This window comes from Microbacterium sp. P2_F9, from assembly GCF_056403635.1.
Genome location: NZ_JBFUFC010000423.1, coordinates 1 through 636, shown reverse-complemented (window position 1 = coordinate 636; position 636 = coordinate 1). Strand labels below are relative to the sequence as shown.

1 pseudogene is annotated in these 636 nt (G+C 75.9%); it reads right to left on the bottom strand.

What is annotated here, in order from left to right:
• A pseudogene (locus AC1DVT_RS20530) lies at positions 1-636 on the bottom strand (thioredoxin domain-containing protein); the annotation flags it as partial.

Below are 636 nucleotides of genomic sequence, written 5' to 3'. Positions count from 1 at the left end.
TTCCAGCCGGTCACCACCTTGCCGTCGACCGCCGGGCGCTCGAGGTCGCGCCGTGCCGCGGCATCCCGTGCGTAGTACCCGCCCTCGCTGCGAGCACCGTCGATCCACGATTCCGAGTCCTGCGCGGCGCCGAAGCCACCGCCCGGCCGCCTGAGCACCCCGAGCAGGAAGCTGGCGACGCCCCGCGCCGTGTCGGCGTCTCCGGCATCAACCGCCACCTCGAGCAGCTGCGCGTTGTCGGTGAGCATGCGCTCGAAGTGCGGCACCTTCCAGTCGCGGCGCGTGGCGTACCGGAAGAACCCGCCTTCGACCGGATCGCGCAGCTCGGACGACGCCATCGCGGCGAGCGCGCGGTCTGCCACGACGGATGCCTCCTCCGCCCGCTCGCGCACGGCCCGGGTCTGCAGCAACCGCAGCGCCGTCGCGACCGGGAACTTCGGCGCGTTCGGATCGCCGCCCCAGAAGCCGCCGTGCTCGGGGTCTTCCCGGGCGGCCAGGGTCCGCGCCGCGGCGGCGAGCGCATCCGCGTCGGGGACCGTGCCGCCGGCAGCCGTCGAGGCGGCGCGCACGTCGGCGAGCGCCCCGGCGATCGCGGCGGCCGTGCCTTCGGCGGCGTCGCGCCGGGTGGACCAGGCT